Origin of the sequence: Bradyrhizobium sp. 141, from assembly GCF_023074055.1 — a bacterium.
GTDB lineage: Bacteria > Pseudomonadota > Alphaproteobacteria > Rhizobiales > Xanthobacteraceae > Bradyrhizobium.
Genome location: NZ_JADPKR010000026.1, coordinates 63010 through 86248 on the forward strand (window position 1 = coordinate 63010; position 23239 = coordinate 86248).

Below are 23239 nucleotides of genomic sequence, written 5' to 3' on the forward strand. Positions count from 1 at the left end.
AGCTGTGGCCGGTGCAGAGAGCCGCCATTTCCGGGGGGCGTGGTGCATGGCCAACGCAGGTGACGAGGATCCCAAGCGCAGCCGCGTCATCGCGCCGGCCGCCGCGAAGCCCGATCTGACCGGCATCGGTGCTACGCTTGCGCCCACGATATTCGCATCACTGCTGTCGCGGCTCTTCAACTGGTCGCGCAGCGGTGTCGGGCCGCGGCTCCTCGCCGCCGTGCTGTTGTTCTCTTCGGTGGTGACGCTGACGCTGACTGCGCTGCAGCTCTATCTCGATTATGATCGCGAGGTCGGGCTCATCGAGACGCGGCTCGACGAGATCGGCCGCAGCACGACCGGCAGTCTCGGCGAGAGCCTGTGGAATCTCGACCAGAACCAGCTGAAGCTCCAGCTCGACGGCATCCTCCGGCTGCCCGACATCCGCGCCGCCGAGGTGCACGAGATTGCCGATCGTCCCAATCCGATCCGTCTTGCGATCGGCGAGCCGGGCACGCGTTCGATCGTGACGCGCGACTATGCCTTGAGCACCACCGTGCAAGGGAACATACGCCAGATCGGCGTGCTCCACGTCGAGGCGACGCTGAGCAATGTCTATCAGCAACTGCTGAATCGGGCCCTGGTCATCCTGGCCAGCCAGGCGGCGAAGACATTCCTCGTCTCGCTGTTCATCATCTACATGTTCCATCTCCTGGTGACGCGGCATCTGGTCGCCATCGCCGAGTTCGTCAGCAAGTACAGCCTGATGCGGCCGCCGCCGCCTTTGCGCCTGGAGCGCCGGCCGCCCTACGATGCCGACGAGCTGGACAAGGTGATCGATGCCTTCAACGCGATGTGCGCCAACCTCCAGCGGGCCTATGGCGAGCTGCGCGAGGCCAATGCCAATCTCGAGCGTGACCTGGCCATCCGTCGGCGCGCCGAAGCGGACGCATGGGCGAGCGAAGAGCGTTTCCGCGACTACGCCGAGACGGCATCCGACTGGTTCTGGGAGACCGGGCCGGACCACCGGTTCACCTACATCTCCGACCGGTTGATTGCCTTCGGCATGGATCCGAAAGCGCGGATCGGCACGCGTCGCACCGATACCGCGCTCGACCGCGATGCCGAGCCCGAGAAATGGCGCGCGCACCTGGCGACGCTGGACCGTCACGAGCCGTTCCGCAAGTTCGAATATCGCGGGCGCGATACCACCGGGCGGATGCATCATTTCAGCGTCAACGGCAAGCCGGTCTTCGACGCCGACGGACGCTTCATGGGCTATCGCGGCTCCGCGACCGACCTAACCGCGCAGCACGAGACCGAGGAGCGGCTGCGTCAATCCCAGAAGATGGACGCGATCGGCCAACTCACCGGCGGCGTCGCGCACGATTTCAACAACGTGCTCACGGTCATCACCGGCACCATCGAGATCATCCGGGAGGGGCTTGCGGACAAGCCCGAGCTCTCCGCGATCGCGCAGCTGATCGACGATGCGGCCGCGCGCGGCGCGGAGATCACCTCGCAGCTCCTGACCTTCGCGCGCCGCCAGCCGCTGGAGCCGCGCGAGATCGACGTCAACGCCCTGGTGGTCGAGACCGCGAAGCTGCTCAAGCCGATCCTTGGCGAGCACATCGAGATCGAGACGCACCTCGCCGACGATGCCTGGTCTGCGATGGCGGATCCCTCACAGCTGTCCTCCGCGATCGTCAACCTCGCCGTCAATGCGCGCGACGCGATGCCGGGCGGCGGCAGGCTCACCCTGGAGACCGCGAACCGCGAGCTGGAAGGCACGGGCGGCGACGGTGACGGCGTGCGCGGCGCCTTCGTGATGGTCGCCGTCAGCGATACCGGTCACGGCATTCCGGCCGACATCCGCGAGCGCGTGTTCGAGCCGTTCTTCACCACCAAGGGCGTCGGTCGTGGCACAGGACTGGGGCTCAGCATGGTCTACGGCTTTGCCAAGCAGACCGGCGGCATGGTGGCCATCGAGAGCGAGGAGGGGCGCGGCACGGCGGTGCGGCTGTTCCTGCCGCGGTCGAAGGGCGAGGCGCCGGCCAGGCTGGCGCCGGTCCAGCCGCTCGCCAAGACACGCGGACAGGAGACGATCCTCGTGGTCGAGGACGATCCGCTGGTGCAGGGCTATGTCATCGCCCAGCTCGGCAGCCTCGGCTATCGCACGCTCGTGGCCGGCGACGGCGCTTCCGCGCTGGCGCTGGTCGACCAGGGCGCCAAATTCGATCTCCTGTTCACCGATATCATCATGCCCGGCGGCATGAACGGGCGGGAATTGGCCGACGCCGTCCGGCTGCGCCGGCCGGGCGTGAAAGTGCTCTACACCTCCGGCTACACCGATGACGCCATCGTTCACGAAGGGCATCTGGATCCCGGCGTGGCGTTGCTCGGAAAGCCCTACCGGAAGTCGGAGCTGTCACAGAAGATCCGCGAGGTGCTTTCGGGCGAGCCGCCGGCCTGAGCCGTGCGTGCGACGAAAAAGGCGCGGCGGGGAGGTCCCGTCGCGCCCGATTCTTGCTCGCTGGTCCAGGGCTGAGAGCGCCCCGATGCCAAGCCTCTATCTAGAGCTTAGCGGGCGATCCCAGCGAGGTGACAGCGCTTGGTAAAAGACACTGGATCACCTCCTTTCGTTGGTTTCGGAAGACTTCAATATAGTCTGTAGAGCTGCCGCTGTTAAGGGGAGGCAAGGTCCGGAAGGAACCGGGGCGGTTCGCGGGGCGGGGAAGATGCCGGAAAGCGCCGTCCTCGACAGTTGAGACCGCCGCCCGGCCGTGTTAGGGAGCCCCTGACGCGGGTGTAGCTCAATGGTAGAGCAGCAGCCTTCCAAGCTGAATACGAGGGTTCGATTCCCTTCACCCGCTCCAATAAAATCATAGACTTAGCCACGGCATGAATCTGTCTGGTGGCAACTATTTATCTCAAGATTCAAACATGGATGAAGCATCGGATGACGACCGCACGTCAGCGATGGGCCTGCTGACGGACGCCAAAGAGATGCTAGCAGCAGCAAGGCTGCTGCATGAATCGGATGTTTGGAAGGTACAGCGGCCGACATACTACCTGCTTGGCCACTCGATAGAGGTAGCGCTGAAGTCGTTTCTGTTGGCGAACGGTATTAGCCACGGCACTCTGAAAAAGAAACTCGGTCACAACCTTTCTAAGACGGCTCGTCGCGTCATCAACTCCAGTTCAAATTCCGTGTCGCCAGTTGTCGAAGAATACTTGGCTGCCATCGACTTGCTGAATCACTACTACCAAGCGAAAGAACTAGAGTACCGCGTTACAGGCACGAAGACCTTCCCGGCGAAGGAAACATTGATCGCGTTTCTTGATGCAGTGATCCCGAAAATTGAGCCGATTGCGTACCATGCGCTTCAGTCAAAATGAAACGACCCGTTCATTCCACATATCCTGCCAGCAGTTGTTCGACTTCCTGATGTTGTTGGCCAGCGGTTTCACTTCAAGTATTTGCCGGCGCGTATATCCGCACGCTTCGAAGTCGCCGAACGGATCGAAGGTCACGGCCTGACTTCACGCAAATAGGCCGCCTGAAGCTGGATCATTTCCGGGCGTGTAATTCGTTCCGCTCGCACCAACCCAATGAGCAACAGCTCAATCTCGTCCAGCTCGACCGGATCCCCGGCCAGGCGCGAGATATGATGTGCCAAGCGGTCGTTCGGGCCCTCGGAATAGGACACGCGGAACGTCCGGGCGAGTGTCCGGATGTGCTCTGCGGTCGAAGAGGCGGTCACCTTATCCACATCAATAATATAGCACTTTTTGACTGAGGTTCCAGAGCGCCGTTTCGTGGTAGCCACCTCTTCACCCGCTACAATCATCAACCCCAGCAAGCCTGATCCAGGTCAATGTCTCGCGCGCCGGATGGTCGATCCGTTGGTCGCAACTTCGGGAAGACCACGACATGACCGACAAGCCGATCGATTGGACGCCGGACCTTTCCTTGCCGACCTCCTAATCCACCGTCCAGCACTTCACCGCAATGCCGGCGGCGATCGTCTGGTGATCGATACCGCCCCTTGGGGCGAGGCTGACCTCGCGGTCAACGGTCGGTCGGTTGCTCACATCGAGACGGCACCGAGCGCCGGGGATGCGTTCCGAACGCTCGAGGCGATCGCGGAAGATTTCGAGGCCAGCAGGGATGCGCGCCAGGATCAGGCGATCGAGGATGACGAGGTCCGCCAAAGGCTGGGTCTGCCGCGCCGCTAGGAACCATCACTGCGAGCACGAGTTGGCCGGTCGGGCAGGGCGAGAGTCCACGAGGCCGACCGTGCAAGACGACGTGCGCGTGCGCACCACCGCGCAGATCGCGGGTCATCCCATTCATCCGATGCTGGTGCCGATACCGATCGCGTGCTTTGTCGGGGCGCTGCTGACCGACATCGCCTATGTCGCCAGCGCCGAGATCATGTGGGCGAATTTTTCCGCCTGGCTGCTGCTGGTCGGCGTTGTCTTCGGCGTGCTGGCGGCGATCGCGGGCCTGACGGATTTCCTCGGCAACCGGCTGGTGCGGGCGCAGACGCCGGCCTGGCCGCATCTGATCGGAAATGCCGTGGTGCTGGTCCTCGCGACTGTCAACGCGCTGATCCATACCCGCGATGCCTGGACCTCGGTGTGGCCGACAGGGCTCGTTCTGTCCGTGGTCACGGTGCTCATCCTGCCCGTCACCGGCTGGCTCGGCTGGGCCATGGTCTATCGCCACGGCGTGGGAGTTGCGCGATGACGTTCCCAATTGTCCGCGCGCTGTTGTGCTCTTCGCTGCTGTGTCTTGCCGGCTGCAATGACGGCAGCGGCGATCCGAACGCGCAAGTGGGCGCCAACCCTGTTCTCCCCGACATCCAGCAATATCTGCTGCCGCCGGTCCACATCGCCCGCATCGTCGGCTGGAGAAAGGACGAGACGCCGACCGTTGCACAGGGCCTGCAGGTCAAGGCCTTCGCCGCCGGCCTGCAGCATCCGCGTTTCCTCTACGTGCTTCCCAATGGCGACGTGCTGGTGGTGGAATCCAAGGCGCCGAAGGGGGGCGCGATCAAGCGGCCCAAGGAGATCGTCATGGGATATATTGAGTCCTGGGCGACATCAGGCGGCGACGACACCGGGCCGGGTAACCGCATCACGCTGCTGCGCGACGGCAATGGCGACGGCGTGCCGGAGACGCAAAGCGTCTTCCTCGACCATCTCAACTCGCCGTTCGGAGTCGCGCTGGTCGGCAACGATCTCTACGTCGCCAACACCGACGCCATCGTCAAATATCCTTACACCGAAGGTGATACCAAGATCACCTCGCAGGGAATGGTGCTGACGCCGCTGCCGGGCGGGCCGATCAACCATCACTGGACCAAGAGCCTGGTCGCCAGTCCCGACGGCTCGAAGCTCTATGCCGGCGTCGGCTCCAACAGCAACATCACCGAGAACGGCATGGAGGCCGAGCACAACCGCGCCGCGATCCTCGAGGTTGACCGCGCAAGCGGCCGCTGGCGCGTGTTCGCAAGCGGCCTGCGCAATCCCAACGGGCTGAGCTTCGAGCCGCAGACCGGCGCGCTGTGGGCGGTGGTGAACGAGCGCGACGAGCTCGGCCCAGATCTCGTCCCCGACTACATGACCTCGGTGAAGGACGGCGGCTGCTACGGCTGGCCCTACAGCTATTACGGCCAGCACGTCGATCCCCGCGTCAAGCCGCAGCGGCCGGATCTCGTCGCCAAGGCGATCGTGCCGGATTATGCCCTGAGCTCGCATGTCGCACCGCTTGGGATGGCTTTCAACACCGGCTCCGGTCTGCCGGCCGCTTATCGCGGCGGCGCCTTCGTCGGCGAGCACGGCAGCTGGAACAGGCAGGTGCTCAACGGCTACAAGGTCGTGTTCGTGCCGTTCACGGACGGCAAGCCGAGCGGACCGGCGCAGGACGTCGTGACGGGCTTCCTGAACGGCGACAACAAGGCGCGTGGCCGTCCCGTCGGCGTCGCCATCGACAAGTCCGGCGCCTTGCTGGTCGCAGACGATGTCGGCAACACGGTGTGGCGGGTGAGCGCGACCCATCCGCAGCTGACGCAACGTTAAGCCCGCCGGCGCGTTATCAGGCAGACGTTCCTTTGAAAGCCAAGCCAGGAGTTGGACAATGGGCCTTGCTCAATATGCCATCGTGCCCGTGCAGGACGAATGGGGCGTGCTGCACGACGGCGACGTCAGGAGCAAATACGCCACCAAGGAAGCCGCATTCGAATCGGCGGTCGCCGCAGCATCGCTCGCGCTTCGTGAGGGGCATGAAGTCCATGTCAGTGTGCCCGGCCGCGAAGCCGGCGACAACGCGCTGGGTGTGTAGAGCGCCTGGCGCGGAACGGCATTCGAAAAAGGAGGCCACAATGACCAAGCCCCGTGAGCCGAACGGCGTCGAGCCATCCCGCTCCGAGGACGACATCCAGCGCGAGCAGCTGGGTCCGCGCGGGGTCCCCGGTGCGCCTGACCCTGCCAAGATGACGCCGCAACGCGACAAGAAGACGCCGAAGCACGTCGATCCCGGCCATACGGCCTGAGCCGGTTCTCCGCCATCAGCGAGCGGATGCGCAATTGATCCGCGGAAGCAGTGCCCGGCCCAGCTCTATCGCCTCAAGAAGAGCAAGGAGCCCGTGTATTTCGTGCGGACGCTCAATCCGCCGGAGTGAGCCCGCGCAGCTTCGTATCTGTTGCGGGTTACGGGCCTAGTCGCCGCGGGGTCCGAGTACTCCATAACATCATGTTAGGTTTATCGCCTAACTGGGTAATTGTGTTAGCCCGGCGAAAGCCTATTGTCGTCCTCACTCAAGACATCGACCGGCAGTGCCAAGCGCTCGCGGAGCTCCGCAGAGCGTCCGGGAATTGCTGTCCAATTGTCCAGCGAAGCCCGCCAACGGGACGTCAACAAACAAACAGATCGGGAGGAATTTTCTGATGGCTACGACGCGCGGGATCCATGGCATGAGTCAGTCCAGGAAGGCTGCCGCAAGCGGCTGGATCGGGTCGGCTCTCGAATATTATGACTTCTTCATCTACGCGACCGCCGCGTCGCTGATCTTCCCGCAAATCTTCTTCCCCTCCGACAATCCTACGGTCGCCATCGTCGCTTCATTGGCAACCTATGGCGTCGGCTATGTGGCCCGCCCGATCGGCGCCTTCGTGCTCGGACATTGGGGCGACACCCACGGCCGCAAGACCGTTCTCATCGTCTGCATGTTCTTGATGGGCTTCTCCACGATGGCCGTGGGCATCCTGCCGACCTATCAGCAGGTCGGCATCCTCGCACCGGTTTTGCTCGTCATCCTGCGCCTGGTGCAGGGCTTTGCTGTTGCCGGTGAAATCTCCGGCGCGAGCTCGATGATCCTGGAGCACGCGCCGTTCGGCCGGCGCGGCTTCTATGCAAGTTTTGCGCTCCAGGGCGTGCAGGCCGGACAAATTCTTGCGGCAGCGGTCTTCCTGCCGCTGGCGGCCTACATGCCGACCGATGCCTTCAACAGCTGGGGTTGGCGGATTCCCTTCCTGCTCAGCTTCTTCGTCATCGTCGCGGGCTACATCATTCGTCGCGAAGTGGACGAGACGCCCGCCTTCGCCCGGGAGGACGAGCGTGGAGAAACGCCGCGGGCACCCGTCATCCAGGCGATCAAGCTGAGCTGGCGCGACATGCTCAGGGTCATCTGCATGGCGCTGATGAACGTCATTCCTGTCGTTGCGACCATCTTCGGTGCGGCCTACGCGGTGCAGCCGGCCTATGGCATCGGCTTTGCCAAGGACGTCTATCTCTGGATACCGGTGCTGGGAAACATGCTGGCCGTGTTCGTCATTCCCTTCGTCGGCCATCTCTCCGACAAGGTCGGCCGCAAACCGCCGATCATCGTCGGCGCGCTGCTCTCCGGCTTGCTCGCCTTCGGCTATCTCTACGCCATCAGTATCCGGAGCGTACCGCTTGCAATCCTGCTCTCGCTGTTGATGTGGGGCGTCGTCTATCAGGGCTACAACGCGATCTTCCCGAGCTTCTACCCGGAGCTGTTCCCGACGCGCACACGCGTGTCGGCGATGGCGATCTCGCAGAACATCGGAACGACCATTACTGCCTTGCTTCCGGCCTTGTTTGCGACCGTGGCGCCGCCCGGCTCGGCCAACATTCCCCTGACGGTGGGAGCAATCGCCTTCGGCATCACGGTCATCGCTGCGCTGGCGGCTGTCACGGCCCGCGAAACCTATCGGATCAGCATCGACGATCTCGGTAATCCCAAGGCCGTTCCGATGCCGCGGGCCGACTACGAGCGGCAGCGTGCGGAAGCCGCGGGTGGTGCGGCCGCAATTCCGACCTGACGATGGGAACGCCGCTGCGATCGATGATGGTTGCAGCGGCCGGATTCCAGGCGTTATGTGACTTCCGTCGAACTTTGTGCGCTCGAGCGCGATCATCATGAGGATGCAGGATGAACCCCGTCGTCGTTGCTGTTGCCATCACCGGCTCCGTTCCGCGCAAGAAGGACAATCCCGCGGTGCCAATCTTGCCGGCCGAGCAGATCGAGTCGACGCACGAGGCCTTCGAGGCCGGGGCCACCCTTGCGCATATCCATGTTCGCAACGATGACGAGACACCGTCCTCCGACCCGGAGCGCTTCGCGCTGGTGCAGGAGGGGATCAGGAAGCATTGTCCTGACATGATCGTACAGTTCTCGACCGGCGGGCGAGGGCGCGATCCCTCGGCGCGTGGATCGTCGCTCTATCTGAAGCCGGATATGGCCTCGCTCTCCACAGGCTCAGTGAATTTTCCGACCATCGTCTACGAGAACAGCGCCGCTCTGGTCGAGACTCTTGCCACCGGCATGAAGGCAAATGGCATTCGTCCGGAAATCGAGATCTTCGATCTGTCGCATCTGCATGGTGCTCGGCGTCTGATCGAGGCGGGGCTGATCGACGCCCGTCCGCACGTGCAGTTCGTTATGGGCGTCAAGAACGCGATGCCCGCGGACGAACACGTCCTCGACATCCTGTTGGCAGAGCTGAGGCGGCTGATCCCGAACGCGACGTGGACCGCGGCCGGGATCGGACGTCATCAGGCCGAGGTTATGGGCTGGGCGCTGGCGCGGGGCGCCGATGCGGTTCGTACCGGGCTCGAGGACAATATCAGGGTCGACAAGACGCGCCTCGCCGCCAGCAATGCGGAGCTCGTGAGCATCGCCTGCGAGGCTGTCGCGCGCCACGGACGGCGCGTCGCGACTGCGGCAGAGGCGCGCTCCTTGCTCGGGATCGCGGGGTAGGGACGATCATCCCGCGCCTGACGTGTGCCTGACATGCTCCTGGCTGCCTTCTGCCATTCGGCGGTCGGCGTTCCCGTGGGCTGAGTCCCCGGCTAAGACAGGGCTCACAGGCGCGATCCGCGCCGGCCGGGCAGGCGAACGTTTGGAATGCGGTTCTTGAAATCTGACAGCAGGCTGATCGGCGTCCTGCTGGTGCTCGCCATCACACAGCTGGTCGGATGGGGCACGATCGGGCTTCCTGCCATCGTCGGGCGCGATCTCGCCGCCGATCTCGGCATGAGCCTGCCGGCGGTGTTCGCCGGGACATCCGTTCTCTATGTCTCGATGGGGCTGTGCGCCCCGTGGCTCGCCAAATCGTTTGCACGGCATGGCGCGCGGACGGTCATGATGGCCGGCACGGTCGTCACCGTGCCGGGCTTCGTGCTGCTGTCCCTCGCGCGCGAGCCGATGCTGTATTTCGCCGCCTGGATCGTCCTCGGCATCGCCGGCAGCGCCACGCTGTCCACCGGCGCCTATATCATGCTGAACGAGATTGCCGGGCGGCAGGCCAAGAACGCGATCGGGGCCTTGATGCTGGTGACGGGCCTATCCAGCAGCATCTTCTGGCCGACGACCTCGTTCCTGAGCGGTCACCTCGGCTGGCGGGGGACGTGCCTCGTCTATGCCGCGATGATGCTCCTCGTCAGCCTTCCGCTCTATGCGCTCGCACCGCGCCGGAAAATCGCCGGGGATGATGGTGGCGAGCCTTTCAAGTCGCCGCCGCCGCCCGCGATTCCACGGAGCACTTTCGGCCTCGTCGTCGCCGCGATCACGCTGAACGCCTTCGTCAATTTCGGCATCAGCGCCATTTTGATCGAGCTGTTGCGGGCGGAGGGGCTGGCGCCGGCGCAGGCGCTTCTCTTCGGCTCGATGCTGGGCGTGATCCAGGTCAGCGCCCGCGGGCTGGATCTTCTCGGCGGCGGGCGCTGGGACGGGATCACGACGGGGCTCGTCGCCGGCACGGCGTTGCCATTGGCGATGCTGCTGCTGATGATGAGCGAGGGCGCGACCTGGGCGGTCGCGGTCTTCATCCTGCTCTATGGTGCCGGCAGCGGTGCGATGGCGGTGGCGCGGGCCACCATCCCGCTCGTGTTCTACGACCAGGCGGAATTCGCCAAGGCGATGTCGATGATCGCGCTGCCGCTCAATCTGGCGTCGGCGGTCTCGCCGCCGCTCCTTGTCGGCCTGCTCACCCAGTTCGGCAGCCGCGGCGCGCTCGGTCTCACCTTCGTCTGCTCCTGCGCGACGGTGCTGATCCTGGTCCTGCTCGGCCGGCGACGGCCGAGGGTGGCGGCGGCGGCGCTGACCTGAGCCGATCAGGCAATATTCGCGGCGCGGAAAGTTGCGGACGGCAATTGCCTTCCGTCCCCGGCAGGAGATGGCCGTATGCCGCCAGTGCAGTGCTCAGCGCGCCAAAATGGTGTATCCGCAGGTAGCGCCGCTTCGAGCCGCCGCGCCAATCCAGTTCCCGGAGGAAGCTTACATGTCGGCCCTGCCGCTTTCAGGCATCAAGATCCTTGACCTCACGCGCGTCCTCGCCGGGCCGTTGTCGGCCCAGATGCTGGGCGATCTCGGTGCGGAGGTGATCAAGATCGAGCGGCCGGGCACCGGCGACGACGCGCGCGCGTTCGGGCCGCCTTACCTGACCGATCCGGAAGGGAAGGCCAACAACAACAATTCCTTCTACCTCTGCGCCAACCGCAACAAGAAGTCGGTCACGGTCAACATCGCCAAGCCCGAGGGGCAGGCCATCATTCGCGAGCTCGCCAAGGACGTCGACGTCTTCATGGAGAACTACAAGGTCGGCGATCTCAAGCGTTACGGCCTCGACTACGAGACGATCAAGGCGATCAACCCCGGCATCATCTATTGCTCGGTGACCGGCTTCGGCCAGACCGGTCCCTATGCGCCGCGCGCGGGCTATGACGCCATCCTGCAGGCGATGGGCGGCCTGATGAGCGTCACCGGCCATATCGACGGCGAGCCCGGCGAGGGCCCGATGAAGGTCGGCCCATCGATCGTCGACTACATGACCGGCATGAACACCTCGATCGGGATTCTGTCGGCGCTCTACCATCGCGACGTCAACGGTGGGCAGGGCCAGCACATCGACGTCTGCCTGTTCGATACCGTCATCGCATCGCTGTCGCACTGGCTGCAGATCTACCTCGTCAACGGCAAGACGCCGCCGCGCCGCGGCACCTGGGGCAATGGCGGCATGCCGGCCGGCGTGTTCCGCTGCACCGACGGCGAGCTGATGCTGGTGGTCGGCAATGACGGCCAGTTCCAGCGCACCTGCGCCGTGCTCGGCGCGCCCGAGCTTGCGAGCGACAAGCGCTTCGTCAAGAACAACGACCGCGTCGTGCACGGCAAGGAGATCATGGCGATCTTCGCCGGCCTGTTCCTGAAGCAGCCGGTGGCCTACTGGCTGGACAAGCTGGAGGAAGCCGGCGTGCCCTCGGGTCCGATCAACAATTTCGAGCAGGTGTTTTCCGATCCGCACGTCCAGTCGCGCGGCATGCGGGTGAAGACGCAGCACAAGTTCGAACCCGATCTCTCGCTGATCCGCAACGCGCTGACCCTGTCGGGCACTCCGATCACCGAATATCGCGCGCCGCCGCTGCTCGGCGAGCACACAAGCGAAGTGCTCGGCGGCAAGCTCGGCTATGATGCGGAGAAGATCGAGACGCTGAAGCAGCAGGGGATCATCTAGCTTTGACGAAGCTGCGCGCGATCCTCGGGCTTGCCTGGGGCTTGCGCGCAATCCCGAGATAATCCCGGTCCGTAGTCTCACAGGCTTCCTTTCCGCGCGAGACTCTGGTTCGATCCCTTCACTTGAGTCCGGGAGGGAAGTGAATGTCCTACACGATCGGGTTCCAGGCGAAGGACCAGAAGGCAATTCTGGCGACCGAGGCGGCTACCGCCAATCAGGCCGTCGCCATCGTTGCCGCACTGCGGCGGAGTGCCGAGGAAATCAAGTTCATCCGCTCGCCGCAGGAAGGCGAAATGGGTATCGAGATGCTGCTGCTGCTCGCCAAGGAAGAGGCCGAGGAGATGCCGCAGCGGGCCTAAACTCGCGGCTACAACTACACTTCGATCAACAGCGAAGCATGCCGGCTGCAGAATAGTGTAGTCAGCGGTCAGTCTCGCTCGCACCGAAGGTGGTTGCCATGAAACGCGAAGCGCTCCGCGTCGAACCGATCTCGACGTTTCTCGACCGCCGCAACGCACCGGTCTCGCCTGTGACGCGCGCCGGCAGCATGATCTTCGTCGCCGGCCTGCCGCCGTTCGACCCCGAGACGGGCGAGCTCGCGGAAATGCCGATCGAACGGCAGAGCGAGATCGTCATGGAGCAGATGAAGCTCTGCCTCGAGACGGCCGGCGCCTCGCTCGACAACGTCATGAAGTGCAACGTCTACTGCACCTCGACGAAGCATTTCGCAGCGTTCAACGCCGTCTATGCGCGTTATTTCCCAATCGATCCGCCGGCGCGGATCTTCGTCTGCACGCCGGAATGGTTCGGCCCCTTCGACGTCGAGATCGACTGCATCGCGATGATGTGAGGTTAGCGCGCCGCCACCCTTGACGGCGCCTTCGTCTCCGCCTTGCCTGCCGTCAGCGCCATCGTCGCCACGCTGACGACGCGCGCGACCACGTCCTCGACGTCGTCGAGATCGCATTTGCCTTCCGACAGCTTTGTCAGCCGCTCGCTCTCGCGGATGGTGTGGTGCGCCATCGCGAGCGCGAAGTTGAGGCCCCAGTAGATGTCGACGTCGCTGCGCTCGGGCAGGGCGCGCCGCATCGCGCCAGCGAATTTCCGCAAATGGTCGATCTCGCGGTTCTTGATGCGGCGGATCGGCGGCACGGATTCGATCGAGGCGCGGATCATGAATCGCGCCGCGGTGGAGCGCTGGTTCTCGGGGCCGAGGCAGCCGCGCAGTGTCGGGCCGACGAGCGCATGCAGGATCACCTCGATCGGCGCGCGGCCGCCGCCTTGCTCTTCCGCGGCCTTCAACTCGCGCAGGCGTTCGCGGTTGGTGGCGATCGAGCGGGTGACAAATAATTCCGCGATCAACTCGTCCTTCGAGCCGAAATGATAGTTCACCGCCGCCAAATTGACGTTGGCCTCCGCGACGATGTCGCGCAGCGTGACGTCGCCGAAGCCGCGATCGGCATAGAGCCGTTCGGCGGCGGCGAGAATGGCAGACCTCGTATGATCGCTGGCCATGAATGTCCCTGAGGGGAGGGAGTTGCAATTCAAACAGTTGTATGAAACTATCGTTTGAAGGCCGGAGATGTCAATCCGCAATCGGGACTCGTTCGCAACTCGAAAGGTTGGTTCCGAAGGCTCCGCAAGCCCACGCTTGCGGGCTGCGCGCAAGCGGTGGACAGTCCGGCGCAAAACAGGCCCGCGAAGCAAACAGGCTCGCAAAAGAGAGACGAGGAGCGTCCCATGGATTTCGATCTGTCCCCCAAGCAGAAGGAATGGCTCGACCGCGTGCGGTCCTTCATGGCCAAGCACGTGCGCCCGGCGGTGCCGATCTACGATCAGCAGGATCACAGCGGCGAGCGCTGGAAAGTGATCCCAGTCCTCGAGGACCTCAAGAAGAAGGCCAAGGCCGAAGGCCTCTGGAACATGTTCATGCCGCCGTCCGAGCATGAAGACGACGAATTCCGCGGCGCGGGATTGACCAATCTCGAATACGCGCTGCTGTCGGAAGAGATGGGCCGCATCACCTGGGCCTCGGAAGTGTTCAACTGTTCCGCGCCCGACACCGGCAACATGGAAGTGTTCATCCGCTACGGCTCCAAGGAGCAGAAGCGCAAATGGCTGCGCCCGCTGATGGACGGCGAGATCCGCTCGGCCTTCCTGATGACGGAACCGGCGGTGGCCTCCTCCGACGCCACCAACATCGAGACCCGCATCGAGAAGGACGGCGATCACTACGTCATCAATGGCCGCAAATGGTGGTCGTCCGGCGTCGGCGATCCCCGCTGCAAGATCGCGATCCTTATGGGCAAGACCGATTTCAAGGCGGCCAAGCATCAGCAGCAGTCGCAGATCCTGGTTCCGCTCGACACCCCCGGCATCAAGGTCGAGAAGATGCTGCCCGTGTTCGGCTTCGACGATGCGCCGCACGGCCACGCCCAGGTGCTGCTCGACAACGTGCGGGTGCCGAAGGAGAACATCCTGCTCGGCGAAGGCCGCGGCTTCGAGATCGCGCAGGGCCGTCTTGGGCCGGGCCGCATCCATCACTGCATGCGCACCATCGGCAAGGCCGAGGAAGCCCTGGAGAAGATGGTGAAGCGTCTGTCCTCGCGCAGCGCCTTCGGCAAGAAGATCGTCGAGCACAGTGTGTGGGAGCAGCGCATCGGCGATGCCCGCACCAACATCGAGATGACGCGCTTGCTCTGCCTCAAGGCTGCCGACATGATGGACAAGGTTGGCAACAAGACCGCGCAGGCCGAGATCGCCATGATCAAGGTCGCAGCCCCCAACATGGCGCTGAAGATCATTGACGAGGCGATCCAGGCTTTTGGCGGCGCCGGTGTCTCGGATGAGGCCGGCCTTGCCAAGGACTACGCTCACATCCGCACGCTCCGTCTCGCCGACGGTCCGGACGAGGTGCACAATCGCGCCATTGCCAGACTTGAGGTTCGGAAGTATGCAAATTCTCCCAATCATTGAGAGGGAGGGCCGGGAGGCGCTCCCGATCTGAACAAACGACAGGGCATGATGGGGTGACCGCTTGACGCAAGTGCGTCAGCGGTTACCGATTAGGATCATGCTCGACCTGACATGGTCAGGACTGAAGAGGGAGCGTCATCGTGGCTGACGGCGTCAGGAAAGACGAGGAGTTTTCGGGCACCAAGCCGGTCGAGGAGCGGCATCGTTTCGACGAGCTGCGCCTGGAAGCCTGGATGCGCGACAACGTCGAAGGCTTCGAAGGACCGCTGGTCGTGCTCCAGTTCAAGGGCGGCCAGTCCAACCCGACCTATCGCCTGAACACGCCGAACCGTTCCTACGTGATGCGCCGAAAGCCGTTCGGCAAATTGCTGCCGTCCGCGCATGCGGTCGATCGCGAATATCGCGTCATCGCAGCCCTTGGAAAGCAGGGCTTTCCGGTCGCGCGCGCCTATGCGCTGTGCCAGGACGATAGCGTCATCGGCGCGGCCTTCTACATCATGTCGATGGAAGACGGCCGGGTGTTCTGGGATCCGACGCTGCCGAGCCAGACGCCGGAAGATCGCCGCAAGATATTCACCAGCAAGATCGAGACGCTGGCGAAGCTTCACATGTACGATCCTGTTGCGATCGGGCTCGGCGAGTTCGGCAAGCCGGGCAACTATTTCGCGCGCCAGATCGACCGCTGGACCAAGCAATACCGCGCGTCGGAAACGCAGCACATTCCGGAGTTCGAGAAGGTCGCCGAATGGCTGCCCAAGACCGTGCCGGAGCAGGCGCGCGTCTCGATCGTCCACGGCGACTACCGTCTCGACAACATGATTTTCCACGCGACGGAACCGCGCGTGCAGGCCGTGCTCGACTGGGAGCTGTCGACGCTCGGCGATCCCATGGCCGACTTCACCTATCTGTTGATGCAGTGGATCATGCCGGGCCTTGATGGTGCTGATCTCAAGGCGCTCAACATCCCGAGCGTGGAGGAGGCCGCGCAGATCTATTGCAACGTCACCAAGATGACGGTGCCCGATCTCAACTGGTATTTCGCCTACAATCTGTTCCGCCTCGCCGGCATCACGCAAGGCATCGCCGGCCGCGTCCGCGACGGCACCGCCGCCAACGCCAAGGCCCTGGAGTCAGCCAAGCGCACCGTGCCGCTGTCAAAGGCCTCGTGGGAATACGCGCAGAAGGCGGGCGCGGTTTAGGAATGACAAAGGCGCGGCTGATGGCCGTGCTTTTCGTTAATGCGCCGCTCTCGTGTCCCGGACGCGGAGCAGCACGAAGTGCTGCTCCGCAGAGCCGGGACCCAGTCACGTCGCCAAAGTGCTCAGCTCATCAGTAAGATCGCGCCAATCCGGATTGAGCTCCTCGATCAACTTGAGCTTCCAAGCGCGCCGCCAACGCTTCAGCGTATGCTCGCGCGAGCGCGCCTCGAGTATGGACTCGTAGGTTTCGAAATACAGCAGCAGTGTCACGTCATACTGCCGTGTGAAGCCGGGTATGAGCTTGGCCTTGTGCTCGCTTATCCGGCGAACGAGATTGTTCGTTACCCCGATGTAGAGAGTGCCGTTTCGTTTGCTCGTGAGAATGTAAACGAAGTAAGGCATGACGATCCACCAGTGCTGACACATACCGCTGCGCTCTAAAGTTGCATGCTTCGATACCGTCGCCAAGCGTCTCTGGGTCCCGGCTCTGCGGAGCGTCACTTCGTGCCGCACCGCGTCCGGGACACGAGATCGGTTTTCTCGGCGTCTACGGAGCGGATTAAGCCGTCTCGTGTCCCGGACGCGCTGCGACGCGTAGCGTTGCTGCGCAGAGCCGGGACCCAGAAACTTCACGGCTGCTGATTACGACGCGGCGCAATGCCCGATCAGCCTCTCCACGAAGCCCGCGCATTTCTCCAGCTCCGCCATCTCCACGAACTCGTCCGGCGTGTGCGCCTGCGCGATCGATCCCGGGCCGATCACCACCGAGGGGATGTCGGCCATGCTGGCGAACAGGCTGGCTTCGGTGCCGAAGGCGACCTTGGCGTGGTCGTTGCGCCCCGCAAGGCTCTTGGCGAGCGTGACGATGGCGGCATCGGCCGCGGTATCGAGTGCGGGATAGTCGAGGATCTCCTCGAAATCGATGCCGCAATCCGGATGCCGCGCCTTCATCGTCGGCTCGAGCTCGGCCTTGGCCCAGGCGACGATCGCATCCGTGACCTCGCGCGACTCGGTGATGCCGATACCGCGGCATTCGAAATCCACCGTACAGGTGTCAGGCACGATATTCAGCGCGGCGCCGCCGTGCACGATGCTGGTGAGCAGCGTCGAATGCGGAACGTCGTAGAGGCTGTCCGTTGATCGCGCGAGAGCAAGCTTCTCGGCCCGGCGGCGGATCTCGACGATCAGCTCGGCGGCATATTCGATCGCGTTGACGCCGTCGGGCGCGATCGAGGAATGGCGGGCGAGCCCGCGAAACGTCGCGCGCACGCCGTGCTTGCCCTTGTGGCCGATGATCACCTTCATCTCGGTCGGCTCGCCGACGAAGCAGCCGAGCGGCCTGATCTTCTTTTTTGCGACCTCGCCGAGCATCGGCCGCACGCCGACGCAGCCGATCTCCTCGTCGTAGGAGATCGCCAGATGGATCGGCGTCCTGAGCTTGGCCTCCATCATCTCCGGCACCATGGCGAGGCACACCGCGACAAAACCCTTCATGTCCGTGGTGCCGCGGCCAAAGAGCTTGCCGTCGCGCTCGATCAGCTTGAACGGATCGTGGCTCCAGTCCTGACCCACCACAGGCACGACGTCGGTATGGCCTGACAGCACGAAGCCCGGCCGGTCCTCCGGTCCGATCGTGACCCACAGCGAAGCCTTCTGCCCGGTCTCATCAGTGATGCGCTCACCCTTGACCCCAAGGAAGGCGAGGTAGCTCTCGATATGGGCGATCAGGGGCAGGTTGGTGCGGTCGCTGACGGTGTCGAAGCCGATGAGGTCAGCGAGAAGGTGGCGGATGCGGTCGGATCTTGAGCTTGGCATTGTCTCGTTCTGTGAGGGAGTATGGAGGTTGAGAGCTTGCAGGAACCATACCAACGTGGGACTCAGTTGGGCAAATCAACATTGCAACCGTCATTCCGGGGCGATGCGCAGCATCGAGCCCGGAATCCATCGGCCGGCATCACCCGCTGCGAAATGGATTCCGGGTTCGCGCCTTCGTCGCGCCCCGGAATGACGAGGGGACTACAATCCCTTGCGTTACCCGACGGGCAAAACACGCGAGCCATAGGTCAACGGACACCGCGAAAAATATTCCACTTTATCGAAATTCGGAAATGGCGTATGTGTCGCCGCAACCCGGCCCAAGGAAGAGGGGCGTATCGCGATCGTCACGAACGCGGGCCGGGCGGCGGTGGACGCAGGTGACATCGGCGCGACTGGTTTTCGCAGGGCGGGCAACCGTGAGCGAAAGTGTCGCGCACACGACCGGTGTGATCGGCGTACGGCAAAATCGTGTGGTCCTGACGCCCGGGGTCTGTGCGTCAAGGCTTGCGGTGATGTGGCGGCCCGACCGGGCACGCGCATCGATCATCCGCAAGGCGACGGGGGCAATAGTGCATCGCTCCCCGGGGAGATCACGACATAAGCCGTAAAACCACTGCGCAGGGAAGGCCGGTTGTTTGGCTTCACCTGTATGCCGCTGTGCAGATTTCGCTACTGCCTTTCGCACAGTGGACCGCGGGTGCCAGCCGGCGCCCGGTCTTCCCTGCGCCCTCTTTCAATTGAGGGCGAAGCGATAAAGCAAAGCTCGGGCGAAATGAGCCGCGAGGATGCGAAGGTGTGTCTGGGAGACGTAGGATGGGTAGAGCACTTGCGAAACCCATCATCTTTCAACGAAGGAAGTGTTGATGGGTTTCGCTTCGCTCTACCCATCCTGCGACCATGCCACCCCACACTCCGTCATTGCGAGGAGCCCTTGCGACGAAGCAATCCAGACTGCCACCGCGGAGGGACTCTGGATTGCTTCCGCCTTCGCCGAGGCTTCGGCGGACAAGTCGCTGCGCTCGCAATGACGATGTTGAGACAGTTGCGCGCCCAACACCGCTCTCGTGCCCCGGACGCTGCGCAGCACGAAGTGATGCGCTGCAGAGCCGGGGCCCATGTTGCAGCGAGCCCTGTGGCTTCTTGGGTCCCGGCTCTGCGCAGCAGCGTAAGAACGCTGCAGCGCGTCCGGGACACGGCAGGGTTACACCGGCTTGCCCGTATACGGCATCGATGCCGTGAGGCCGCCGTCGACCGGGAACGCCTGGCCGTTGACATACGAGGCTTCGTCGCTGGCCAAGAACAGGCCCATCGCCGCGAGCTCGTGCGGCTGGCCGGGGCGCTTGAGCGGGTTGAGCTGGCCGATCTTGTCTTGGGTGCCGCGCTCCTTGGCGCGGTCGAAGATCGGCTTGGTCATGCCTGTTTCGATCAGGCCCGGGCACACTGCGTTGATGCGCACGCCGGTGCCGGTGAGCGAATAGGCGGTGGTCTGCACCAGGCTGATCACGCCGGCCTTGCTCGCGGCATAAGGATGTCCGCTGGCGCCGGCCTTGAGGCCCGCGACGGACGCCGTCAGCACGATCGCGCCGGATTGCTGCTTCACCATGTGCGGCATCGCATGCTTCACCGCGAGGAACGGCCCGATCAGATTGACGCGCAACACCTCCTGCCAATGCTCCACGGTCTGCTCGCCGAGTGGGACGAGCCCGCCGCTGACGCCGGCATTGGCCCAGATCACGTCGAGCCGGCCGTGGGTCTTCACCGCCTTGTCGATCACGGCGATGACGTCAGTCTCGGACCCCGCGTCGGCGATCATGGCTTCCGCGACGCCGCCGGCCTTTTTCACCTCCTCGACGGTCTCCTTCACCGCCTCGGTGCGATCGACTGCAATGAGCTTTGCGCCTTCCCGGGTGAACAGGAGCGCGGCGGCGCGACCGATGCCGCTGCCGGCGCCGGTGATGATGACGGATTTGCCTTGCAGGCGGCCCATGCGTTTCTCCCTTGTGGTGCCTCGCGCGGCCCTTGCCGCGCGACGGAATTTCAAACAAGATTTCAAACAGTAAAGTGTCTTGAGACACGCTCACTACTGACGTACAGCGACATCAAACGGGATGGAAGGGTTTCGATGGCAGGCGCAGACAAGCCCAATGTGGTCACGACACGGTGGTGGTGGGTCCGTCATGCGCCGGTGCGCAATGACGGCGGCAATATCTACGGTCAGGCCGACATCGCCTGCGACACCAGCGATACCTATGTGTTCAACGCTGTTGCCAAGGTGCTGCCACGCACGGCGGTCTGGTATTCGAGCAATCTGAAGCGCACGCATCAGACGGCCGAAGCGATCTGGGCGGCCGGCTTCCCCAGGCCCGCGTCGATGAAGTGGGAAGCGGACCTCGCCGAGCAAAATCTCGGCCGCTGGCAGGGCATGAACCGCGCCGAGTTCGTCGCGAGCCGCCCCGTCGGCACGAGCTGGTTCGCCGACATCAACGAGCCCGCGCCCGGCGGCGAAAGTTTTATGGATCTCTACAACCGAACGCGCCGCACCATCGAGCGGATCAACGCTGAGGCGGCCGGGCAGGACGTGATCGCGGTCGCGCATGGCGGCACCATCAAGGCCGCTGTCGGCCTCGCGCTCGGTGACTTGCCGGAGCAGGGGCTCGCGTTCGATATCGACAATGTCTCGGTGACCCGGCTCGATCATTTCGCAAGTCCCGAGCGCACGGTCTGGCGGCTGCCGATGGTGAACCAGCAGCCGTGGATCGCGGATGACGCGCATGCGGCGATGCACCAGCCGGCGGGACCGGAAGTCAAGAAGCTCGCCTGAGCAATTGCGCGCTCGTACCGGCGGGACGTAAGCTCGGGGCCAAATCAAATCGTACTCTGGGAGAGAAACATGACCTTGTTCGACATGAAGGGGAAAGTCGCCGTCATCACCGGTTCGACGCGCGGCATCGGGCTCGCGATCGCTGAGCGCATGGCCGAACACGGCGCCAAGGTGGTGATCTCCTCGCGCAAGGCCGACGTCTGCGAGCAGGTGGCCAAGGGCATCAACGACAAGCACGGCAAGGGCACCGCGGTCGCGATCGCCGCCAACATCTCGTCGAAGGAGAATCTGCAAAGCCTCGTCGACGAGAGCAACCACGCCTTCGGCAAGATCGACGTGCTGGTTTGCAACGCCGCCTCGAACCCGTATTACGGCCCGCTCGCCGGCATCTCCGACGATCAATTCAGGAAGATTCTGGACAACAACATCGTCGCCAACAACTGGCTGATCTCGATGGTGGTGCCGCAGATGATCGAGCGCAAGGACGGCTCGGTCATCATCGTGTCCTCGATCGGCGGTTTGAAAGGCTCGACCATCCTCGGCGCCTACGCGATCTCCAAGGCCGCCGACATGCAGCTCGCGCGCAACCTCGCCTGCGAATACGGCAAGCACAACATCCGCGTGAACTGCATCGCGCCGGGCCTGATCAAGACCGATTTTGCCAAGGCGCTGTGGGACAATCCGGAGAATTTGAAGGCCTCGACCGCGCGCTCGCCGCTGCTGCGCATCGGCATCCCCGACGAGATCGCAGGCGCGGCGGTGTTCCTGGGATCCGCGGCCGGCGACTTCATGACCGGCCAGACCATGGTGATCGACGGCGGCGCGACGATCAGCTGAGGTCGCTCTCGTGTCCCGGACGCGGTGCGGCACGAAGTGCCGCTCCGCAGAGCCGGGATCCAGAACGTCAAGAACGAGATCGCGGAAGCATGGGCCCGGCTCTGCGCAGCAACGCTAAGGCGTTGCAGCGCGTCCGGGGCACGAGAGCGTCGCCTCACTCCACCGCCGCGTAAACCAGATCCCGCACCAAGGTCCGCGTGTAATCGCGCTGGCCGGGGCCCTGGGTCATGAACACCGCGAACAGATCCTCCTTCGGATCGATCCAGAAGAACGTGCCGGCGATGCCGCTCCAGAAATACTGGCCGACGCTGCCGGGGAAGGGCGCGATGCCAGCTTCGCGGCGCACTGCAAAGCCGAGACCGAAGCCGTGGCCGGGCGACAGCAGCGTGCCATTCGTCACGACATGCGGCCCGAGGTGATCGGACGCCATCAGCTCCAGCGTCTTGCGGCCGATGATCCTGTTGCCGTCGAGCGTGCCGCCGTTGCGCAGCATCAGGCAGAAGCGGGCATAATCCATCGTGGTCGAAACCAGCCCGCCGCCGCCGGACTCCATCACCGGTGCTTCGTGCATGTTGAAGAGCGCGACCTTGTCGCCGGTCCAGGGATCGGCCGCGAACGGCTCGGCAAGCCGCCCGGAGTTGGCCTCGGAGGTCGAGAAGCCGGTCTCGGCCATCTGCAGCGGCGCGAGCACGCGCTCGGTGAGGAAGGCGCCGAGTGACTTGCCGCTGACGACCTCGATGATGCGGCCCAGGATGTCGGTGGAGCGGCTGTAGTTGAACTCCGCGCCGGGCTGGCAGACCATCGGGAAGCTCGCCACCAATGCGGCGTGCTCGGCGTTGGTGATCTTGCGGCTGCGGACGCGGGATTCCTGGTAGAGCTTGTGCACGGGCCCGTCGCCCTGGTGCTCGTAGGTGAGACCCGAGGTGTGGCGAAGCAGGTCCTGCACGGTCATCGGCCGCGCCGGCGGCACCAGCTCGAGCTTGCCGCCCTTGACGATGCCGACCTGCTGGCTGGCAAATTCCGGGATGAACTTTGCGACGGCGTCGCTGAGCAGGAGGTGGCCGTCCTCGACCAGCGCCATGATGGCGACCGAGACGATCGGCTTGGTCATCGAGAAGATCCGGAAGATCGAATCCCGCGTCATGGGCGCGGCGGCCGCCGGGCTCTGCTTGCCGAGCGCCTCGAACCAGCCGACCTGGCCGCGGCGGGCCACCAGCACGGTGACGCCAGGAACGGTTCCCTTGTCGATCTCGCGCTTGAAGGCGTCCGACATGGCCTCGAGGCGGCGACGCGACAGCCCAAGCGTCTCCGGGCGGGCCTCCGGCAAGGGCGGCGTGTGGATTGCGGAGGCGGCTGTGGTGGCAGCTTGGGCGTTCATGAGGGCTCCCGGGCTCTTGTTTTTGGTTGACCGGGAAGTGTGGCTCAGAAGCCCCCTGAAGAACAGATGCATTCGGCGCGGTGACATCTGCATCGGACGCTCGGCATCGGGTCTTACGCACGGCAATACAATTCGGGGTAGACGGCAGCGGATGGAACATCCTATCTGGAACGGGCTGAAATTTTGACT

24 protein-coding genes and 1 tRNA gene are annotated in these 23239 nt (G+C 63.9%); 17 read left to right on the forward strand and 8 right to left on the reverse strand.

Annotation, left to right across the window (positions count from 1 at the left end; translation table 11 throughout):
• Positions 1-46: 46 nt before the first annotated feature.
• The 3 genes from IVA81_RS08800 to IVA81_RS08810 all read left to right on the forward strand — a co-directional run bounded on the left by IVA81_RS08800 (position 47) and on the right by IVA81_RS08810 (position 3378).
• On the forward strand, positions 47-2452 hold the full coding sequence (locus tag IVA81_RS08800) for an ATP-binding protein (protein WP_247314735.1): 2406 nt from the start codon (positions 47-49) through the stop codon (positions 2450-2452).
• 329 nt (positions 2453-2781) lie between these two features.
• A tRNA-Gly gene (locus IVA81_RS08805) sits at positions 2782-2855 on the forward strand.
• A gap of 67 nt (positions 2856-2922) precedes the next feature.
• Complete coding sequence (locus tag IVA81_RS08810; protein ID WP_247314737.1) at positions 2923-3378, forward strand: hypothetical protein; 456 nt, start codon at positions 2923-2925, stop codon at positions 3376-3378.
• Here IVA81_RS08810 and IVA81_RS08815 read toward each other — a convergent pair.
• The 3 genes from IVA81_RS08815 to IVA81_RS08825 all read right to left on the reverse strand — a co-directional run bounded on the left by IVA81_RS08815 (position 3370) and on the right by IVA81_RS08825 (position 4194).
• Positions 3370-3513, reverse strand: a complete 144-nt coding sequence (locus IVA81_RS08815) for a hypothetical protein (RefSeq protein WP_247314739.1) — start codon at positions 3511-3513, stop codon at positions 3370-3372. The genes IVA81_RS08810 and IVA81_RS08815 overlap by 9 nt on opposite strands.
• Positions 3510-3842: a hypothetical protein gene (locus IVA81_RS08820; protein ID WP_247314741.1), complete on the reverse strand. Its 333-nt coding sequence runs from the start codon at positions 3840-3842 to the stop codon at positions 3510-3512. Before IVA81_RS08820 ends, IVA81_RS08815 begins: the two co-directional genes overlap by 4 nt.
• 121 nt (positions 3843-3963) lie before the next feature.
• Positions 3964-4194, reverse strand: a complete 231-nt coding sequence (locus IVA81_RS08825; protein WP_247314751.1) for a hypothetical protein — start codon at positions 4192-4194, stop codon at positions 3964-3966.
• Between the two features lie 85 nt (positions 4195-4279).
• On the opposite strand from IVA81_RS08825, the gene IVA81_RS08830 reads away from it, so the two are divergent.
• The 10 genes from IVA81_RS08830 (at position 4280) to IVA81_RS08875 (ending at position 12871) form a co-directional block, all read left to right on the forward strand.
• Complete coding sequence (locus IVA81_RS08830) at positions 4280-4732, forward strand: DUF2231 domain-containing protein (protein ID WP_247314753.1); 453 nt, start codon at positions 4280-4282, stop codon at positions 4730-4732.
• Positions 4729-6066 (forward strand): sorbosone dehydrogenase family protein, encoded by a 1338-nt coding sequence (locus IVA81_RS08835; RefSeq protein ID WP_247314755.1) that lies wholly within the window; start codon positions 4729-4731, stop codon positions 6064-6066. The genes IVA81_RS08830 and IVA81_RS08835 overlap by 4 nt, the downstream gene beginning before the upstream one ends.
• Before the next feature lie 58 nt (positions 6067-6124).
• A complete protein-coding gene (locus tag IVA81_RS08840) occupies positions 6125-6328 on the forward strand; it encodes a hypothetical protein (protein WP_247314757.1) in 204 nt (67 codons plus the stop codon).
• A gap of 40 nt (positions 6329-6368) precedes the next feature.
• The gene (locus IVA81_RS08845) at positions 6369-6539 is read left to right on the forward strand and encodes a hypothetical protein (RefSeq protein ID WP_018322208.1); all 171 of its coding nucleotides are present in this window, start codon (positions 6369-6371) and stop codon (positions 6537-6539) included.
• 394 nt (positions 6540-6933) lie between these two features.
• Positions 6934-8331, forward strand: coding sequence for an MFS transporter (locus IVA81_RS08850; RefSeq protein WP_247314759.1), 1398 nt, complete (start codon positions 6934-6936; stop codon positions 8329-8331).
• Between the two features lie 110 nt (positions 8332-8441).
• Positions 8442-9269 (forward strand): 3-keto-5-aminohexanoate cleavage protein, encoded by an 828-nt coding sequence (locus tag IVA81_RS08855; RefSeq protein ID WP_247314761.1) that lies wholly within the window; start codon positions 8442-8444, stop codon positions 9267-9269.
• Between the two features lie 147 nt (positions 9270-9416).
• A complete protein-coding gene (locus IVA81_RS08860; RefSeq protein WP_247314763.1) occupies positions 9417-10619 on the forward strand; it encodes an MFS transporter in 1203 nt (400 codons plus the stop codon).
• A gap of 172 nt (positions 10620-10791) precedes the next feature.
• Positions 10792-12021 (forward strand): CaiB/BaiF CoA-transferase family protein, encoded by a 1230-nt coding sequence (locus IVA81_RS08865; protein ID WP_247314765.1) that lies wholly within the window; start codon positions 10792-10794, stop codon positions 12019-12021.
• Between the two features lie 143 nt (positions 12022-12164).
• Positions 12165-12380 carry a hypothetical protein gene (locus IVA81_RS08870; RefSeq protein WP_246918593.1) on the forward strand — a complete coding sequence of 72 codons (216 nt, stop codon included), beginning with the start codon at positions 12165-12167 and terminating at the stop codon, positions 12378-12380.
• A gap of 98 nt (positions 12381-12478) precedes the next feature.
• A complete protein-coding gene (locus IVA81_RS08875; protein WP_247314766.1) occupies positions 12479-12871 on the forward strand; it encodes a RidA family protein in 393 nt (130 codons plus the stop codon).
• Positions 12872-12873: 2 nt separating this feature from the next.
• Here the strand turns inward: IVA81_RS08875 and IVA81_RS08880 are convergent, their stop codons facing one another.
• Positions 12874-13536, reverse strand: a complete 663-nt coding sequence (locus IVA81_RS08880; RefSeq protein WP_247314768.1) for a TetR/AcrR family transcriptional regulator — start codon at positions 13534-13536, stop codon at positions 12874-12876.
• 225 nt (positions 13537-13761) lie between these two features.
• On the opposite strand from IVA81_RS08880, the gene IVA81_RS08885 reads away from it, so the two are divergent.
• The gene (locus tag IVA81_RS08885; protein WP_247314770.1) at positions 13762-14997 is read left to right on the forward strand and encodes an acyl-CoA dehydrogenase family protein; all 1236 of its coding nucleotides are present in this window, start codon (positions 13762-13764) and stop codon (positions 14995-14997) included.
• Positions 14998-15137: 140 nt separating this feature from the next.
• Positions 15138-16196 carry a phosphotransferase family protein gene (locus IVA81_RS08890; protein WP_247314772.1) on the forward strand — a complete coding sequence of 353 codons (1059 nt, stop codon included), beginning with the start codon at positions 15138-15140 and terminating at the stop codon, positions 16194-16196.
• A gap of 105 nt (positions 16197-16301) precedes the next feature.
• Here the strand turns inward: IVA81_RS08890 and IVA81_RS08895 are convergent, their stop codons facing one another.
• The 3 genes from IVA81_RS08895 to IVA81_RS08905 form a co-directional block, all read right to left on the reverse strand.
• The gene (locus IVA81_RS08895) at positions 16302-16598 is read right to left on the reverse strand and encodes a GIY-YIG nuclease family protein (RefSeq protein WP_247315457.1); all 297 of its coding nucleotides are present in this window, start codon (positions 16596-16598) and stop codon (positions 16302-16304) included.
• Positions 16599-16838: 240 nt separating this feature from the next.
• Complete coding sequence (argE, locus tag IVA81_RS08900; RefSeq protein WP_247314774.1) at positions 16839-18011, reverse strand: acetylornithine deacetylase; 1173 nt, start codon at positions 18009-18011, stop codon at positions 16839-16841.
• 1204 nt (positions 18012-19215) lie between these two features.
• Positions 19216-20001: an SDR family oxidoreductase gene (locus IVA81_RS08905; RefSeq protein ID WP_091957509.1), complete on the reverse strand. Its 786-nt coding sequence runs from the start codon at positions 19999-20001 to the stop codon at positions 19216-19218.
• A gap of 135 nt (positions 20002-20136) precedes the next feature.
• Here IVA81_RS08905 and IVA81_RS08910 point away from each other — a divergent pair, with 135 nt between their 5' ends.
• Together IVA81_RS08910 and IVA81_RS08915 are read left to right on the forward strand one after the other, a co-directional pair.
• Positions 20137-20835: a histidine phosphatase family protein gene (locus tag IVA81_RS08910; RefSeq protein ID WP_247314776.1), complete on the forward strand. Its 699-nt coding sequence runs from the start codon at positions 20137-20139 to the stop codon at positions 20833-20835.
• A gap of 69 nt (positions 20836-20904) precedes the next feature.
• On the forward strand, positions 20905-21672 hold the full coding sequence (locus tag IVA81_RS08915) for an SDR family oxidoreductase (RefSeq protein WP_247314778.1): 768 nt from the start codon (positions 20905-20907) through the stop codon (positions 21670-21672).
• A 154-nt stretch (positions 21673-21826) separates the two neighbouring features.
• On the opposite strand, the gene IVA81_RS08920 is transcribed toward IVA81_RS08915, so the two are convergent.
• A complete protein-coding gene (locus IVA81_RS08920; RefSeq protein WP_247314780.1) occupies positions 21827-23050 on the reverse strand; it encodes a serine hydrolase domain-containing protein in 1224 nt (407 codons plus the stop codon).
• Positions 23051-23239 lie beyond the last annotated feature (189 nt).

What these genes read in the sequence shown, in the direction of transcription:
- IVA81_RS08800 (WP_247314735.1), top strand. Translation starts at nt 47, where the DNA reads ATGGCCAACGCAGGTGACGAGGATCCCAAGCGCAGCCGCGTCATCGCG.
- IVA81_RS08810 (WP_247314737.1), top strand. Translation starts at nt 2,923, where the DNA reads ATGGATGAAGCATCGGATGACGACCGCACGTCAGCGATGGGCCTGCTG.
- IVA81_RS08835 (WP_247314755.1), top strand. Translation starts at nt 4,729, where the DNA reads ATGACGTTCCCAATTGTCCGCGCGCTGTTGTGCTCTTCGCTGCTGTGT.
- IVA81_RS08840 (WP_247314757.1), top strand. Translation starts at nt 6,125, where the DNA reads ATGGGCCTTGCTCAATATGCCATCGTGCCCGTGCAGGACGAATGGGGC.
- IVA81_RS08845 (WP_018322208.1), top strand. Translation starts at nt 6,369, where the DNA reads ATGACCAAGCCCCGTGAGCCGAACGGCGTCGAGCCATCCCGCTCCGAG.
- IVA81_RS08850 (WP_247314759.1), top strand. Translation starts at nt 6,934, where the DNA reads ATGGCTACGACGCGCGGGATCCATGGCATGAGTCAGTCCAGGAAGGCT.
- IVA81_RS08855 (WP_247314761.1), top strand. Translation starts at nt 8,442, where the DNA reads ATGAACCCCGTCGTCGTTGCTGTTGCCATCACCGGCTCCGTTCCGCGC.
- IVA81_RS08860 (WP_247314763.1), top strand. Translation starts at nt 9,417, where the DNA reads ATGCGGTTCTTGAAATCTGACAGCAGGCTGATCGGCGTCCTGCTGGTG.
- IVA81_RS08865 (WP_247314765.1), top strand. Translation starts at nt 10,792, where the DNA reads ATGTCGGCCCTGCCGCTTTCAGGCATCAAGATCCTTGACCTCACGCGC.
- IVA81_RS08870 (WP_246918593.1), top strand. Translation starts at nt 12,165, where the DNA reads ATGTCCTACACGATCGGGTTCCAGGCGAAGGACCAGAAGGCAATTCTG.
- IVA81_RS08875 (WP_247314766.1), top strand. Translation starts at nt 12,479, where the DNA reads ATGAAACGCGAAGCGCTCCGCGTCGAACCGATCTCGACGTTTCTCGAC.
- IVA81_RS08880 (WP_247314768.1), bottom strand. Translation starts at nt 13,536, where the DNA reads ATGGCCAGCGATCATACGAGGTCTGCCATTCTCGCCGCCGCCGAACGG.
- IVA81_RS08885 (WP_247314770.1), top strand. Translation starts at nt 13,762, where the DNA reads ATGGATTTCGATCTGTCCCCCAAGCAGAAGGAATGGCTCGACCGCGTG.
- IVA81_RS08895 (WP_247315457.1), bottom strand. Translation starts at nt 16,598, where the DNA reads ATGCCTTACTTCGTTTACATTCTCACGAGCAAACGAAACGGCACTCTC.
- argE (WP_247314774.1), bottom strand. Translation starts at nt 18,011, where the DNA reads ATGCCAAGCTCAAGATCCGACCGCATCCGCCACCTTCTCGCTGACCTC.
- IVA81_RS08905 (WP_091957509.1), bottom strand. Translation starts at nt 20,001, where the DNA reads ATGGGCCGCCTGCAAGGCAAATCCGTCATCATCACCGGCGCCGGCAGC.
- IVA81_RS08910 (WP_247314776.1), top strand. Translation starts at nt 20,137, where the DNA reads ATGGCAGGCGCAGACAAGCCCAATGTGGTCACGACACGGTGGTGGTGG.
- IVA81_RS08915 (WP_247314778.1), top strand. Translation starts at nt 20,905, where the DNA reads ATGACCTTGTTCGACATGAAGGGGAAAGTCGCCGTCATCACCGGTTCG.
- IVA81_RS08920 (WP_247314780.1), bottom strand. Translation starts at nt 23,050, where the DNA reads ATGAACGCCCAAGCTGCCACCACAGCCGCCTCCGCAATCCACACGCCG.